This is a genomic window from Rhizomonospora bruguierae (assembly GCF_018397995.1).
GTDB classification, from domain to species: domain Bacteria; phylum Actinomycetota; class Actinomycetes; order Mycobacteriales; family Micromonosporaceae; genus Rhizomonospora; species Rhizomonospora bruguierae.
In genome coordinates this window covers 47,708-61,766 of sequence record NZ_BBQH01000023.1, presented here as the reverse complement: position 1 = coordinate 61,766, position 14,059 = coordinate 47,708, and the positions used below count along the sequence as shown (strand labels likewise).

Annotated in this window: 14 protein-coding genes and 2 pseudogenes; 11 read left to right on the top strand and 5 right to left on the bottom strand. The window is 73.0% G+C overall.

Annotated features, from left to right (window positions below):
* The first annotated feature begins 255 nt into the window (after nt 1–255).
* Both KJS59_RS13620 and KJS59_RS13615 read left to right on the top strand, forming a co-directional pair.
* The gene (locus tag KJS59_RS13620; protein ID WP_213453230.1) at nt 256–1,947 is read left to right on the top strand and encodes a glycosyltransferase 87 family protein; all 1,692 of its coding nucleotides are present in this window, start codon (nt 256–258) and stop codon (nt 1,945–1,947) included.
* Nucleotides 1,948–2,127: 180 nt separating this feature from the next.
* The gene (locus tag KJS59_RS13615) at nt 2,128–2,772 is read left to right on the top strand and encodes a GNAT family N-acetyltransferase (RefSeq protein WP_213453229.1); all 645 of its coding nucleotides are present in this window, start codon (nt 2,128–2,130) and stop codon (nt 2,770–2,772) included.
* A 124-nt stretch (nt 2,773–2,896) separates the two neighbouring features.
* On the opposite strand, the pseudogene KJS59_RS13610 reads toward KJS59_RS13615, so the two are convergent.
* From KJS59_RS13610 to KJS59_RS32210, 3 genes and pseudogenes are all read right to left on the bottom strand, one after another.
* Nucleotides 2,897–3,355: pseudogene (locus tag KJS59_RS13610) on the bottom strand (response regulator); the annotation flags it as partial.
* A 28-nt stretch (nt 3,356–3,383) separates the two neighbouring features.
* Nucleotides 3,384–3,539, bottom strand: coding sequence for an ATP-binding protein (locus KJS59_RS31120; protein ID WP_249714096.1), 156 nt, complete (start codon nt 3,537–3,539; stop codon nt 3,384–3,386).
* Nucleotides 3,540–3,657: 118 nt separating this feature from the next.
* A pseudogene (locus KJS59_RS32210) lies at nt 3,658–3,747 on the bottom strand (hypothetical protein); the annotation flags it as partial.
* Between KJS59_RS32210 and KJS59_RS31115 the strand changes: the two are divergent.
* The 9 genes from KJS59_RS31115 to KJS59_RS13565 all read left to right on the top strand — a co-directional run bounded on the left by KJS59_RS31115 (nt 3,725) and on the right by KJS59_RS13565 (nt 13,082).
* Nucleotides 3,725–3,934, top strand: coding sequence for a hypothetical protein (locus KJS59_RS31115; protein ID WP_249714095.1), 210 nt, complete (start codon nt 3,725–3,727; stop codon nt 3,932–3,934). The pseudogene KJS59_RS32210 and the gene KJS59_RS31115 overlap by 23 nt on opposite strands.
* Nucleotides 3,935–4,738: 804 nt before the next feature.
* Entirely contained in the window at nt 4,739–5,083 is a 345-nt protein-coding gene (locus tag KJS59_RS13600) for an ArsR/SmtB family transcription factor (RefSeq protein WP_213453226.1), read from the top strand.
* Between the two features lie 106 nt (nt 5,084–5,189).
* A complete protein-coding gene (locus tag KJS59_RS13595) occupies nt 5,190–5,633 on the top strand; it encodes an NADH-quinone oxidoreductase subunit B family protein (RefSeq protein WP_213453225.1) in 444 nt (147 codons plus the stop codon).
* A complete protein-coding gene (locus tag KJS59_RS13590; protein ID WP_213453224.1) occupies nt 5,630–7,648 on the top strand; it encodes a proton-conducting transporter transmembrane domain-containing protein in 2,019 nt (672 codons plus the stop codon). Before KJS59_RS13595 ends, KJS59_RS13590 begins: the two co-directional genes overlap by 4 nt.
* Entirely contained in the window at nt 7,645–8,586 is a 942-nt protein-coding gene (locus KJS59_RS13585) for a respiratory chain complex I subunit 1 family protein (protein ID WP_213453223.1), read from the top strand. Before KJS59_RS13590 ends, KJS59_RS13585 begins: the two co-directional genes overlap by 4 nt.
* 12 nt (nt 8,587–8,598) lie before the next feature.
* Entirely contained in the window at nt 8,599–9,246 is a 648-nt protein-coding gene (locus KJS59_RS13580; RefSeq protein WP_213453222.1) for a hypothetical protein, read from the top strand.
* Nucleotide 9,247: 1 nt separating this feature from the next.
* Complete coding sequence (locus KJS59_RS13575) at nt 9,248–10,732, top strand: proton-conducting transporter transmembrane domain-containing protein (protein WP_213453221.1); 1,485 nt, start codon at nt 9,248–9,250, stop codon at nt 10,730–10,732.
* A 2-nt stretch (nt 10,733–10,734) separates the two neighbouring features.
* On the top strand, nt 10,735–12,234 hold the full coding sequence (locus KJS59_RS13570; RefSeq protein WP_213453220.1) for a hydrogenase large subunit: 1,500 nt from the start codon (nt 10,735–10,737) through the stop codon (nt 12,232–12,234).
* Nucleotides 12,235–12,326: 92 nt separating this feature from the next.
* Nucleotides 12,327–13,082 (top strand): class I SAM-dependent methyltransferase, encoded by a 756-nt coding sequence (locus KJS59_RS13565; protein WP_213453219.1) that lies wholly within the window; start codon nt 12,327–12,329, stop codon nt 13,080–13,082.
* Nucleotides 13,083–13,091: 9 nt separating this feature from the next.
* Here the strand turns inward: KJS59_RS13565 and KJS59_RS13560 are convergent, their stop codons facing one another.
* Both KJS59_RS13560 and KJS59_RS31110 read right to left on the bottom strand, forming a co-directional pair.
* Entirely contained in the window at nt 13,092–13,397 is a 306-nt protein-coding gene (locus tag KJS59_RS13560; RefSeq protein ID WP_213453218.1) for a DUF2470 domain-containing protein, read from the bottom strand.
* The gene (locus KJS59_RS31110) at nt 13,394–14,059 is read right to left on the bottom strand and encodes a biliverdin-producing heme oxygenase (protein ID WP_249714094.1); all 666 of its coding nucleotides are present in this window, start codon (nt 14,057–14,059) and stop codon (nt 13,394–13,396) included. The genes KJS59_RS13560 and KJS59_RS31110 overlap by 4 nt, the downstream gene beginning before the upstream one ends.

Sequence of the window (14,059 nt, the reverse complement as noted above, 5' to 3'; positions counted from 1 at the left end):
CCTCCCACGGTCCGAAGCCGATCGTCGCAGGTCGGGGCCAAGTCGTCCCTCGGCGGATCGGCCGACGACGGGCTCGGGGAGCGGGACGCCGCGTCATAGCGGGTCAGATTGCTTTCAGCGGTACACAGGCGGGATTGGCAGCCGTCATGACCCGCGCCCGCTCGATGCGCCTGCTCCCAGGCGGTGCTGAGCGCTTCCCCACCAGGTGACGAGGAGGCGCCCTTGGCTGCGGCGGCGCCTGGATAGGGTGCCGTCGTGACGACGATCATGCCGGACGCCCGGCGGGCCGGGACAACCACGCCGAGCCGCCGGTGGACCGGGCCGGTGCTGTGGGCCTCGTTCCTCGCGGTCGCCGTCGCGTCCGCGTTCCAGGCACTGCGCCGGCCCGGGTACGACCGACTCGCCGATCTGCAGGTGTACCTGGGCGCGATCGACGCCGTGCGACACGGGCAACCGCTGTACGACTACGCCGCCGCCAACGGTGACCCGTTCACGTACCCTCCGTTCGCCCTGCTCGTCCTGTGGCCGGCCGGATGGCTTACCGAACCGGCCGCCCGGGTGGTCTGGCTGGCCGCCACCGTCCTTGCGGTGGCCGCCCTCGCGATGGCCGGCGCCGTCCGGTGGCCGGGCCGGGTGCCGGGCCGTCGCCGGGTGCTCGCGGCACTGATCGCGCTGGTACTGATCGTCTCCGCCCCGGTACAGAGTGACCTGCGGATGGGTCAGGTCAGCCTTTTCGTCGTCCTGCTGACCCTGGTGGACGCGCTGGAACTGGTACCGCCCCGGTGGCGGGGACTGCTGGTCGGCATCGCCGGGGCGATCAAACTCACCCCGCTGCTGTTCGTGCCGTACTACTGGGTCAGCGGGCGGCGCCGGGACGCGGCACGGGCGCTGGCCGGGTTCGCCGGCGCCAGCTTGATCGGCCTGCTGGTGCTGCCTGGGGACAGCCTGCGGTACTGGCTGTCGGCGGTGTTCACCACGTCGCGGATCGGGGACCTGGCCTCGCTGGGCAACCAGTCGGTGCAGGGGATGCTGATCCGCGCCGGCCTGCCGCTGCGGGCCCTGCCACTGGTCTGGCTTGTTCTGGTCGCGCTCATCTGTGCGGTCGCGCTGTGGCGGGCCGGCGGGTTGGCCCGCGCCGGCCGGCGTACCGAGGCCGGCGTCCTGATCGGCTGCGCCACTGTCGCGGCCTCGCCGGTGTCCTGGACGCACCACCAGGTCTGGACGGTGCTGGCCGCGATGCTGTTGATCGGCGGCGGCCGGCCGGTGCGCCGGACGGCGGGGGCGTTCCTGCTGGTGGCGATGATCCTGTCGGTGGGGAACGTGGCGGCCTGGCTGATCCCGGGGTCGACGGCGGTGTTCCTGTTCGACAATGCCCGGGCGCTGGGCGCGGTGGCGGTGTGCTGCGCCGGCTTCGGCGCTGCCGCGACGGCGGTCCGCGCCCGGCCGGACACGGCACCCATCGGTGGCGCGGGCAAGGTCGCGCGGTCGCCGTGGGCGGCGGCCGTCGCGGTAGCCGCCACCCTGGTCGTGGGCGCCGCCATTTTCACCGTCATGCCGCTGCCGGCCCGCAGCGATCCCGCGCTTCGCGCCTACACCCAGGCCGACTTCGACGCCGGCCGGCTGCCCAGCGGCGACCAACAGGGCTTCACCTGCCCGGCCGACAGCTGCGACGACCTCACCTTCGGCGGCCAGCTACCGCTCAACTACAGCGTCGGGTACGACGGCTCCACCTCCTCCATCACCGGAGCCGTCGACCCGGAACGGATCGCCCGCCTGGTGTACCTGGCCGCGCCCGGCGCCGCGCAGTTCACGGTGCCGGTGTTCCAGTACAGCGACCACCGCTGGGGCTTCGCCCTCCAGGCGACCACCAGTTGGTACGCCCATCTGCGCGGGTACGACCGGCAGGGTCGCCTGGTCATCAGCACCGGCGGCAAGTTCCAGACCTAGCTCAGAACCTCGGCGGACCCGGCCCGGCACGCAGCACCGGCCCCTGAGCTGCTGAAAGGGTGGCTAGCGGTGCTCATCACCGGCCGCCAAAACCGGGCACCACCAACCCAGCGAACACTGCCGGACACCGCACCGGGGAAACCGGATGCGGGGGCCGGGCGGGCTGGCTACCGTCCGGGCGTGGCCCACACGTATCCCCCGCTGAACGTCGAAGTCCGCACGCCGCGCCTGACGCTGGCCGCCGCGTCCGACGAACTGCTGGAACGTCTCGTGCCGCTCGTGCGGGCCGGGGTCGCCGACGCCGAGCCGTGGCCGTTCGACGACCCGATCTCGTTCTACGCCGACAGCCCCGAACGCGAATGGCAATGGCTGCGCGGCATCTGGGCCGGCCGGTCCCGGGTGAGCCCGGATTCGTGGCGGCTGTACTTCGCCGTGCTCGTCAACGGCGAACCGGTCGGCATGCAGGACCTCATCGGCACGAACTTCGCGCGGTTCGGCACGGTGTCCAGCTTCTCGTGGCTGACCCCCGGCAGCCGTGGGCAGGGGCTCGGCAAGGAAATGCGGGCGGCGATCCTGCAGCTGGCCTTCGCCGGGCTGGGCGCGCGCGAAGCCGGCAGCGACGCCTTCGTCGACAACGAACCGTCCAACCGGGTTTCCCGTGGCCTGGGCTACGAACGGAACGGCACGGACTGGGACACCCGCCGCGGCGAGCCCGCGCGGATCCAGCGGTGGCGGCTCACTCGGGACGCGTGGGAACCGGTCCGCCGAGCCGACATCGAGCTGATCGGCGTCCAGGAGTGCCTACCCGTCCTGGGCATCGGCTAGCCGAACGCGACCACCGTGCCCGGCCGATCCCCCTTCGCCACGGCTCGTCGAGTTCACGCCCGGAGTCGGGGTTGCGCGGCGCTTTGCTCTGCTTCCCGATAGGAAGCACCCCCTAACACCGCGCCCGAGGGGTAGTCCGAGAGGCCACGTGCTCGGGCGGCGGCACGCGCATGAACCGCCCGATCAGTCTGCGGGTCACCGCCGGGGCGAGCAGCGCGTTGCCGGCCGCGACGATCCGGACCGCCTCGGCGAGTTGTCCGGGTGGCGCGTCCTTCAGCAGAAACCCGCCGGCTCCGGCCCGCAGCGCCTCGTAGACGTACTCGTCGAGGTCGAAGGTGGTCAACACGAGCACCCGTGGTGCCTCCGGCCGGGCCCGGATCTGCCGGGTTGCCTCAATGCCGTTGAGCCGCGGCATCCGGATGTCCATGACCACCACGTCCGGCCGGAGTTCGATCGCGCCGGTGACCGCCGCGGTCCCGTCCTCGACCGCCCCCACGATCTCGATGTCGGGCTGGACCCCCAGCATGCCGGTGAGCCCGGAGCGGATCAGGGCGTGGTCGTCGGCGACCAGAACTTTGATCATGGGGTGCTCCGTGCCGCGAGGTTCCCGGTCATATCGTGGTCCTGGGCAGCCGGGCCCGTACCGTGAACCGGTCGCCGTCGTGCCCGGTCTGGACGACACCGCCGTACACCCTGGCCCGTTCGCGCATGCCGACCAGGCCGCGACCCCGCTCGTTGACGGTGGCGGCGGTGCCGATGTTGCTCACCTCGATGTCGATCCCCTCGTCGTCGTAGTCGACCCGGACGGTGGTCTCCGCCGGTCACGTCAAGGATGTGGCGCATCTCCGCGAGCGCCTCACGCGCCGTGCGGCGGGCCGCGGCGATGTGCTCGCGAGCCGCGTCCGGCGCCGTGTCGATCATGGCTTCCGCCGCACCGGCCTGCACGGTGACGATGGACAGTGAGTGTGCGACCACGTCGTGGATCTCCTTCGCGATCCGGACCCGCTCGTGGGCGACCGCCTCCTCGGCCTGCTGCACCGGCGCGGAGCGGGCGGCGCGGAGCTGTGCCGCCCGGCGCCGCACCAGCCAGCCGGCCACCCACGCCCCGCTGACGAAGAACCCGAGGATCAGCACCTGGCCGACGCGGACCGGCCCGCCGTAGTAGCCGAGCGGGAACGCCGACAGCATCGCGGCCACGGTCGCGAACCCGGCGGCGCCGGCCACCCAGCGGTACCGGGCATGCAACGCCACCGAGGCCCCAAAGCTCATGATCGAAGGCGCGTCGGGTTTGGGTGTTCGGTATGTCCCGCCGCCGGATGCGGAGCGTTCGCGGTGGTAGCGCGCTGAGCGCGAAACCGGCCACCGCGACAGCGCCGGCCGCGACGAGTAGGACGGTGAAGCGCCGGTGCGCGGCCGACCGCGGTCAGCGCCGGGCGTGGGTGGTGGCATGGCCCGCCGTACGAGAGATGGGCCGGCGGGCCATGCCGGTCAGTGGGCGTCATCGCGGCGGCGAGGGAGCCAGGCTCGGCGCGTCGAGTCTCCGCCGGCAGGGGCTGGTGGTCGATTTGTCGGTCTGGTCCCAGGTGATCAGTGGTGGCACTATGTGCGAGCCGCTTTCTGACGTCCTCATGACTTGCTAACTTTAGCAAGTCATGAGATGCAACTTGATTGCAAGCTGCCAGGATGGGGAGCTGGCTCACGCCGCGCCTGTCCGGGTGCTCGACGCCCTTGGATCGCGGGTCGCCGACGGGTGGGCGACGCCACAGATTGACGCAGACCACGAACGGCGATCCCGGATGCCGCGGCGGCGCGAGGAATCGAGGCCAGCGGGTGGGCGGCCGCCGGACGACGGGGGCGGGCTGCCCGCGGCAGCGGCCGAACTTCGACGCGCTTTCCCTCCGGCGGTCGCCGGGGCGTCCCGGCAAGAGGCGGATCGTAGCGTGTCTCCCCAGAAAGGGGTGGGCCCATGAGCACGCCGTTGTACCAGGCCAAGGCCGAGTTCTTCAAAACGTTGGGGCATCCGGTACGGATTCGCGTCCTGGAACTTCTCGCTGAGCGGGAGCACGCGGTGTCCGAGCTGTTGCCGAAGGTGGGTATCGAAGCGGCGCACCTGTCGCAGCAGCTGGCGGTGCTGCGCCGGGCGAACCTGGCGGTAACTCGCCGGGACGGTTCGACCGTGTACTACTCGCTGGTCAGCCCGCAGGTCGCGGAGCTGCTGGCGGTGGCCCGGCGGATCCTCACCGAGGTGTTGACCAACCAGGCCGAACTGCTGGGTGATCTGCGCGCCGCCCAGCGGACCGACCCGGCGTGAGCGCGCCGTCCAGAGCGGTGGGGGTGACCGATACGAAGGGCCGGGGCGATGTGGATGAGGGGGACCGACGTTGGGGCTGATCGGCAAGATCCGCAGTGTGGGTCGGGTGGCCGAGCCCGCGCCGGAGGGGCCGGCGCAACCGCTGCCGGCCGCGGCCGCGTTGGGCGGATCGGCGCAGGTGCGGCATGTGGACGCCGGCTCGTGTAACGGTTGCGAGATCGAGATCGGGCAGGCGTTCAGCCCGGTGTATGACGCCGAGCGGCATGGGGCGCGGCTGGTGGCCTCGCCGCGGCACGCGGACGTGTTGACGGTGACCGGTCCGGTCACGGTGAACATGGCCGGGCCGCTGCGCAAGACATACGAGGCGATGCCCGAGCCGCGACTGGTGGTGGCGGTGGGCGACTGCGCCCGCGACTGCGGGATGTTCGCCGGCGGGTACGGGGTGCTCGGGCCGGTGTCCGATGTGGTGCCGGTGGACGCGCAGGTGCCCGGGTGCCCGCCCGAGCCGGCGGCGATCGTGGCCGCGCTGCGGGGCGTGACGGGTCGGTGAACGGGGTCGCTGCTTCGCTCGGCGCCGCGTTCGTCCTGGCGGGCGTCGGTGGGGTCGCCGGGTTGGCGGTGCCGGCGCGCTGGCGGTCGGCGGCGGTCGGCGCAGTGACGGCGGCGGTCGGCGTGGCGGGCGCGGTGTCCGGCGTGGCCGCGGTGTCCGGCACCGGGTGGCAGGTTCGGTTGCCGGGCCTGCTGCCGCTGGCCGGCGTCACCCTGGCGGTCGACCCGCTGGCCGGTTGGTTCCTGCTGCTGATCGGTGGGGTCGCCGCGGTCGTCGGGGTCTACACCATCGGGTATGCCGGCACGTCGGGGCTGGGCCCGGCCGCCCGCGGCTCCTCGGCCGTGTTGCCGGTGTTCGTCGCGGCGATGCTGCTGGTGCCGGCGGCGGGCAGCGTGTCGACGTTCCTGCTGGCCTGGGAGCTGATGGCGATGGCGTCGCTGCTGCTGGTGCTGTCCGAGCACCGGCACAGCCGCGCGGTGCGTTCGGCCGCCCTGTGGTACGCGGCGATGACGCAGGCGGGATTCGTGGTCGTCCTCCTGGGGCTGGCATGGCTGGCGGCGGCGGTCGGCGGGGAGTCGTTCGCGGCGATCCGAGCCGGCGCTGCCGGGCTGTCGCCGGTGGTGTCGGGCGGCGTTTTCCTGCTGTGCGTGGCCGGCTTCGCGTCCAAGGCCGGGGCGGTGCCCCTGCACCCGTGGCTGCCGCGCGCGCACGCCGAAGCGCCGTCGCACGTGTCGGCGCTGATGAGCGCCGCGATGGTCAAGCTCGGCGTGTACGGCATCGTGCGGCTCGGCTTCGACCTGCTCGGTGGCGGCCCGCGCTGGTGGTGGCTGCTGCTCGGCGCGCTGGGTGCGGTGTCGGCGCTGTACGGCATCCTGCAGGCCGCCGTGGCCGCCGACCTGAAGCGGCTGCTGGCGTTTTCCACCAGCGAGAACGTTGGCCTGATCCTGCTCGGCCTGGCCGCGGCCGGGGTATGGGCCGAGGCGGGGCAGCCCGCGGTGGCGGGCGTGGCGCTGGCCGCGGCGCTGCTGCACGCGGCCAACCACGCCGGGTTCAAGACGCTGCTGTTCTGCGGGGCCGGTTCGGTGCTGCGCGCGACCGGCACCCGCGACCTGGACCGGATGGGCGGCCTGTCCCGGCGAATGCCGGCGACCACCGCGCTGTTCACGGTCGGCGTGCTGGGCGCGGCGGCGCTGCCACTGGGCAACGGGTTCATTTCGGAGTGGCTGCTGCTGCAGTCCCTGCTGCACCGCGATCCGGCCGGCGGGACGGTGCTGACCATCGCCGCCCCGGTGGCCGTGGCCGTGGTCGCGTTGACCGCGGGGGTCGGCGTGGTCACGTACGTCAAAGCGCTCGGTGTCGGGTTCCTGGCCCGCCCGCGCGGCGAGGGAGCCGCCGCCGCGGTGGAATCCCCGCCCAGCATGCTGGCCGGAATGGGGCTGGCCGCGGCGGTGTGCGCCGGGCTGGCCGTCGTCCCCGTGGTGCTGGCGCCCGCACTGGACCGGGTCGTCACCGGGCTGCGGGCCGGGCCGGGCCCGCTGGGCGGCAGCAGCGCCACCCTGCGGCTGGCCGGGATCGCCTCGACCATCTCGCCACTGTGGATCGCCGTCGGCGTTGTCGGGCTGGCCGTCGGGTGCGCTGCCGCCGGGCGGGCGCTGGGCCGGGCGCGCCGACGGGTACCCGCGTGGGACTGCGGCGACGGGCCGCTGACGGCCCGGATGGAGTACACCGCGACGGCCTTCGCCGAGCCGTTGCAGCGGGTCTTCGACGACGTCCTGGCACCGGAGCAGGCGGTCGATGTCACCCAGTCCGCGGAGTCCGCCTACCTGGTGCGGGCCGTCGAGTACCGGCGGCGGCTACCGGACCGCGTTGAGGCCCGCCTGTATCGGCCGCTCATCACGGCGGTGGACGCGATCGGTCGGGCCGCCCGGGCGCTGGCGACCGGCAGCGTGCACCGGTACCTGGCGTACATGCTCGCCGCCCTCGTCGCGGTGCTTCTCGCGGGGGTCGTCCGGTGATTCCCTGGTTGCTCGCCGCCGGGCAGGCGGTCCTGGTCATGCTCGTGGCGCCGCTGCTGATCGGCCTCATGCGCGCGGTGCGGGCCCGGTTGGAGGGCCGCGCCGGTGGCCGGGTCCTGCAGCCGTGGCGGGAGTTGCGCAAGCAACTGCGCAAGGAGCCGTTGATCCCGGCCGATGCGGGCGCGTTCTTCACCGCCGCCCCGGCGGTGCTGGTGGCCACCAGCGTGCTGGTCGCGGCCGTGGCGCCGTTCCTGTCCACCCGGGGCCCGCTGTCCGGAGTCGCCGACCTCGTCGTCGTCGTTGGGCTGCTGCTGCTCGGCGCGGTCGCCCTCGCCCTGGCCGGGCTGGACACCGGTACCGCGTTCGGCGGGATGGGCGCCAGCCGGGAGATGATCATCGCCGCGCTCGTCGAGCCGACCCTGCTGCTGGCCGTGTTCGCACTGTCCACAAGGGTGGGCTCGACCGACCTCGGGGCCATCGTGGCCGCCGGCGCCACCCGCCCGGCCGAGGTCTTCACGCCGGCCAGCGCCCTGGCCGCCGCGGCCCTCGCCCTCGCCACGCTCGCCGAGGCCGGGCGGCTGCCGGTGGACAACCCCGCGACGCATCTGGAGCTGACCATGGTGCACGAGGCCATGGTGCTCGAGTACGCCGGCCGCGACCTGGCCCTGGTCGAGTGGGCGGCGGCGATGCGGCTGACCATCCTGCTGGGCCTGCTGGCCAACCTGTTCATCCCCTGGGGGGTGGCAACCGACCCGCACCCCGGTGCCCTCGCCGTGGCCGCAGGGGTGTTCGTGGTCAAACTCGCCGCCCTGGGCTGCCTGGTCGCGGCCGGCGAGGTCTTCCTCGCCAAGCTGCGGCTGTTCCGCGTCCCGGAGCTGCTGGCCGGCTCGTTCGTGCTGGGCCTGCTGGCCGTGGTCGCCTCGTCCGTGCTGGCCTGACCGGGAGGATGGATGACCGACCAGCTACTCAACCTCGCCTGCGGGCTGTTCCTGCTCACCGCCGTCGGTGTGCTGTGGCGCCGCGAACTGGCCGCGCTGATCACGCTGCTCACCGTCCAGGGCGTCGCCCTGGCCGGCATCGCCGTGCTGCTCGCGGTCGACCAGCGGCACGCGGAGACGGCCGGGGTGGCCCTCGCCGTGGGCATCCTCAAGATCGCAGTGCTGCCGTACCTGCTGCGCCGGATCCTGGCCCGGGTGCCCGAGGCCCGCGAGACCGCCCCGCTGGTCAACGTCGCCACGTCGCTGCTGGCCGCGGCCGCGCTGACCCTGCTCGCGTACGCCGCCGCCCGGCCACTGATCGACCTCGCGCCCTCGCCGACCGCCGGTGCCGCCCCGGTCGGCATCGCCGTCATGCTGATCGGGTTCTTCCTCGCCGCCACCCGCCGGCGGGCCATCTCCCAGATCGTCGGCGTGCTGCTGATCGACAACGGGATCGCCGCTGTCGCGTTCCTGGCCACCGGCGGCGTACCCCTGCTCGTGGAGCTGGGTGTCTCCGCGGACCTGCTGCTCGCCGTGCTGGTGCTCCAGGTGCTCACCACCCGCCTGCACGCCGCGTTCGGCGGTACCGACCTCGACGACCTACGAGAGCTGCACGACTGAGATGACCCGTACCCCCGCCCTGTACCTCCCGCTCGCCGCGCCGGTCGCCGCCGCCGTCATCAGCGCCCTGCTCGGCCGCCGCACGGCCGCCTGGGCCGGGGTCGGCGCCGCCGCCAGCGTCCTCGCCGCCGGAGCCTGGCTCGCCGGCACGGTACGCGGCGGCCCGATCGTCGCCGGGCTGTTGCGCGCCGACGCGCTGACCGCGTTCATGCTCATCGTCGTCGGCGCGGTCGCCACCATCGCCTGCTGGGCCGGCGTGCATCACCTGGCCGACGAGGCGGCCGCCGCCACCGACCGCCGGTACCTCATCCTGGTCCAGCTCTTCATCACCGCGATGAGCCTCGCGGTGCTGGCCGACAACCTCGGCCTGCTGTGGGTGGCCGTCGAGGCCACCACCATCGTCACCGCGTTCCTGGTCGGGCACCGCCGCAGCCGCGCCTCGGTCGAAGCCGCCTGGAAGTACGTGGTGCTGTGCTCGGTCGGCATCGCCATCGCGTTTCTCGGCACCGCCTGCGTCTACGCCGCCGCGGTCGCCGCCGGCGCGCACGGCAGCGCAGCCCTGAACTGGACGAACCTGACCGGCCAGGCCGCCGACCTGGACCCCGACCTGATGCGGCTGGCCGCCGGGCTGCTCGTGCTCGGCTTCGGCACCAAGGCCGGCCTGGCGCCCATGCACGCCTGGCTGCCGGATGCGCACAGCCAGGCCCCCGCCCCGGTCTCCGCCCTCATGTCCGGCGTGCTGCTGTCGGTGGCCTTCTACGCCATCCTGCGCTACAAGACCATCACCGATGCGGTACTCGGCCACGGCTACACCCGTACCCTGTTGCTGGTCGCCGCGCTGGCATCACTCGCTGTGGCGGCCGCGCTGCTGCTCGCCCAGCGGGACTACAAGCGGATGCTGGCGTACTCCTCGATCGAGCACATGGGTCTGGTCGCCCTGGGCACCGCCATCGGCGGTCGCCTGGCCATCACCGCCGTCTTGCTGCACGTGCTCGGCCACGGCCTGAGCAAGGCCGTCGCGTTCTGCGGCGCCGGCCAGCTCGTCACCGCCACCGGCAGCAGCCGCCTGGCCGCCGTACGCGGGCTGGCCGCCCGCTACCCGGCCCTGGCCGCCAGCTTCGGCCTCGCACTGCTGGCCCTGCTCGGCCTGCCCCCGTTCAGCCTGTTCGCCTCCGAGCTGGGCATCGCCCGCGCCGGCCTCGCCGCCGGGCAGGGCTGGGTCATCGCCGCCGCGTTCGCGCTGGTGCTGGTCGCCTTCGCCGCCGTGGCCCGGCACGGCGGCCGGATCCTGCTCGGCCCGCCCGACCCGACACCGACCATCGACCCGGCCGCGAGCGCCCCAACGGCCGGCGCCATCCGCCTCCGCCCGGCGGCGATCACCCCACTGGTGATCGGGCTGGTCGCCGCGGCGGCACTCGGTATCAGCCTCGGCCCCCTACAGGAACTCTTGCAGGCCGCGGCCACCACCATCCTGTTAGGGCGATGACCATGACCAGCCAACGCGTCGTGCCGCCGGCCACCGTCGTCACCATCACCGCCGACCGGCTCGCCGAGCAGGCCGGTCAACTCCTCGCCGACGGCGCCCGGCTCGCCCTGGTCGCCGCGCACCACGACCCGGACGCTATCCGGATCGTCTACCTGTTCACCGCGGGCCCGCCCGACCGGCGCACCGAACTGCACCTGCGCGTCGACCCCGACCGCCCCACCGTGCCCAGCCTCGCCGCCCTGTCCTTCCCGGCCAGCCGCTTCGAGCGCGAGATGCACGACCTGTACGGCGTCCGCCCCGAGAACCACCCGCTGCCGCGCCGCCTGGTACGCCACCCCCACTGGCCCGCCGGCTGGTACCCGATGCGCGCCGACGCCGCACCCCGCCCACCCCTGGCCGCGTCCGAGCCGTTCCCGTTCGTCACCGTCCAAGGCCCCGGTGTCTACGAGATCCCGGTCGGCCCGGTCCACGCCGGACTGATCGAGCCCGGCCACTTCCGGTTCTCCGTCGTCGGGGAAACCATCCTCAAACTCAAGGCGCGCCTCTGGTACGTCCACAAAGGCATCGAGAAGCTCTTCGAAGGCCACCCCGCCGGGCAGCGAACGGCCCTCGCCGAACGAGTCAGCGGCGACACCGCCGTCGCGCACGCCCTCGCCCACTGCCTCGCCGTCGAGGACGCCCTCACCATCGCCGTCCCCCCGCCCGCCCAACGCGCCCGCGCCGCCCTGCTGGAACTGGAACGCCTGCACAACCACATCGCCGACATCGGTGCCATCTGCAACGACGTCGGCTACGGCATCGCCAACACCCATGCCCAACGCATCCGCGAACAACTCCTGCGCCTCAACCACGCCACCACCGGACACCGGCTGCTACGCGGGGGCGTCTTCCCCGGCGGCGCCCGCCTGCACACCGTGCCCGACCCCGCCACCATCCAGGCGATCGCCGACGACATCGCCAGCGTCGTGGACCTCGCCCTACGCCACACCGTCGTCCGCGACCGGCTCACCGGCACCGCCGTCCTCGGCCGGCAGAACGCCGCCGACATCGGCACCCTCGGCTACGTCGCCCGAGCCAGTGGCCTCCCGTTCGACGCCCGCCACGCGCACCCCCACACCCACCTCGACGGCCTCACCATCCCCGTGCACGCCGACGGTGACGTGCTCGCCCGCTTCCTCGTCCGCGCCGACGAAGTCCGCACCTCCGCGGCGATCCTCACCGCACTCCTGCCCACCCTCACCGCCGACCCGGCAACCGACGAGCGCATCCTGTCGGCCCCCGGGCACCGGGCGACCGGCGTGGGCATCGTCGAAGGCTGGCGCGGCACCATCACCCACCGCGTCGAACTGAACCCGGACGGCATCCTCACCCGGGCCAAGATCGTCGACCCGTCATTCTTCAACTGGCCCGCCCTGCCCGTCGCGCTCGCCGACACGATCGTCCCGGACTTCCCCCTCACCAACAAAAGCTTCAACCTCTCCTACGCCGGAAACGACCTGTGACCCGCCGCCGGGCGGGGCGGCCGCGCCGGGGCGGGCATCATCCGTCCGTGTCTGAGGTCGCCCGCGTCAGATGACGGGGCCAAAATGGCTGGATGATAGTGGACGTCCGCTATGACGGTCATGCCGGCTGGTACGACACGACGTTCCATGCCTACGGCGACGCACAGGGTTCGGCAGGACTGCTGGCCCGCCTTCTCGGCCCGGCAGACCCCGCCGATTCCACCTATGCGGACATTGGCTGCGGCACCGGACTGCACTTCGGTGCGGTAGCGGAAAAGGGCTACCGGGCCATCGGCGTTGACGTGTCCGCCGACCAACTCCGGATAGCCGCAAGCCGTAACCCCCGCCTTATCCGGGCGGACGCACGGAGGCTACCGATAGCGACCGCCTCGATCACCACCGCGGTCATGACCTTCGTCCACACCGACGTGGACGACTTCCCCGCCGCCGTCGCGGAAGCGGCGCGTGTCCTGCGGCCCGGCGGCCGGCTTATCTACCTCGGCGTGCACCCGGCCTACGTCGGAGCGTTCTGTGACCGGCGCGCCGAGACCGCCGACCGGGAAGCATGCCTCAGAGCCGGCTACGGCGACGAACGGATCCACCGTGACCCCACCGGCACGTACCCGATGCGCAGCCGAGTCGGCGTCCGCTACCTCACGCTGGCAACATTCCTCGGAGCGTTCCTCGCGCAACCCGGCCTCCGCCTGACCGCGGTCCACGAGTTGGATACCAACATGCGGCCCTGGCAGCCGGAACCGAGCGATGGCCGGGTCGTTCCCTGGAACATCGCAATCACCGCCCACGCCGTCGCACCGGCTCATTCGCCGCGCCAAGCCTTGAGCAGCTGAGACAGAGCGTCAGCCGGCCGACCGAGGTGGGAGCCCGAGTTCGTCGCAGGCATCCTGATACATGCGCACCACCTCTCGGCGGATCTGCGCCCGCTCGGTGAGCCTGGCCGCGAACGGGACGCGTACCGGCACCTCGGTGCCGTCGACGGTGACCGCGAAGTCGATGCCGTCGGCGTCCAGGCCGGTGGTCCGGGCCCGGGTGGCGGCCGGCTGGCCGCCCAGGGTACGGCAGATGAGCAGCGCGTCCTCGGCGTGATCGTCGTTCATGTGCCGGCTGACCGCGGCGACCACCTCGGGCGGGAACCCGGCGCTCATGCGGCCTCGCCCGCTGTGGGGACCAGCCGGCTCAGGTCGGTGAAGACCGCGGTGTTGTGCCCGTACGCCACGAGGACTTCGTCGCGCAGGGCAGCGCGGCCGGCCTCGTCGAGCGCGAGCGCGTCCAGCCTGGCCCGGTAGGCGTCCTTGTACGACTTCGGGTCGGTGATCCGGTCGAAGGTGTAGAACGCCGCCCCGGCGTCGCCGGTGACCCCGTAGTGCCGGACGACGCACCGTCCGATGTGTCGTCCGCCGGAGAGGTCGCCGAGGTAGCGGGTGTAGTGGTGGGCGATGAACCGTTCGGCCGATCCGGCGCAGACCGCGTTGATGCGTGCGGCGTAGGCGGCCGTGGCCGGGGTCGGCTCGATCCGCTGGCGCCATTCGGGTCCGAGCAGGAACCGTAGGTCCCTGGCGAGTGCGGGCAGCCGGGTCAGCGCGTCGTCGACGAACGGGCCGGCCAGCGGGTCGTCCCGCATCGTCCCGGCGACGCCCTCCAGGGCCTCGTAGATCACGTGATGCTGGACCACGAGGGTGGCGTAGCCGGCGACGTCGAGTTCGCCGGCGGTGAGCGCGGAGACGTACCGCTGGGACTCGGCCGTCTGGTGCGCCTCGCGGGTCTCGGCGCGTAACCGGGCCGAAAATCCGGTGTCGGGTGGGTTCAT

What these genes read in the sequence shown, in the direction of transcription:
- KJS59_RS13575 (WP_213453221.1), top strand. Translation starts at nt 9,248, where the DNA reads ATGACCCGTACCCCCGCCCTGTACCTCCCGCTCGCCGCGCCGGTCGCC.
- KJS59_RS13565 (WP_213453219.1), top strand. Translation starts at nt 12,327, where the DNA reads ATGATAGTGGACGTCCGCTATGACGGTCATGCCGGCTGGTACGACACG.
- KJS59_RS13580 (WP_213453222.1), top strand. Translation starts at nt 8,599, where the DNA reads ATGACCGACCAGCTACTCAACCTCGCCTGCGGGCTGTTCCTGCTCACC.
- KJS59_RS13560 (WP_213453218.1), bottom strand. Translation starts at nt 13,397, where the DNA reads ATGAGCGCCGGGTTCCCGCCCGAGGTGGTCGCCGCGGTCAGCCGGCAC.
- KJS59_RS13600 (WP_213453226.1), top strand. Translation starts at nt 4,739, where the DNA reads ATGAGCACGCCGTTGTACCAGGCCAAGGCCGAGTTCTTCAAAACGTTG.
- KJS59_RS13570 (WP_213453220.1), top strand. Translation starts at nt 10,735, where the DNA reads ATGACCAGCCAACGCGTCGTGCCGCCGGCCACCGTCGTCACCATCACC.
- KJS59_RS31115 (WP_249714095.1), top strand. Translation starts at nt 3,725, where the DNA reads ATGGACAGTGAGTGTGCGACCACGTCGTGGATCTCCTTCGCGATCCGG.
- KJS59_RS31110 (WP_249714094.1), bottom strand. Translation starts at nt 14,059, where the DNA reads ATGAACCCACCCGACACCGGATTTTCGGCCCGGTTACGCGCCGAGACC.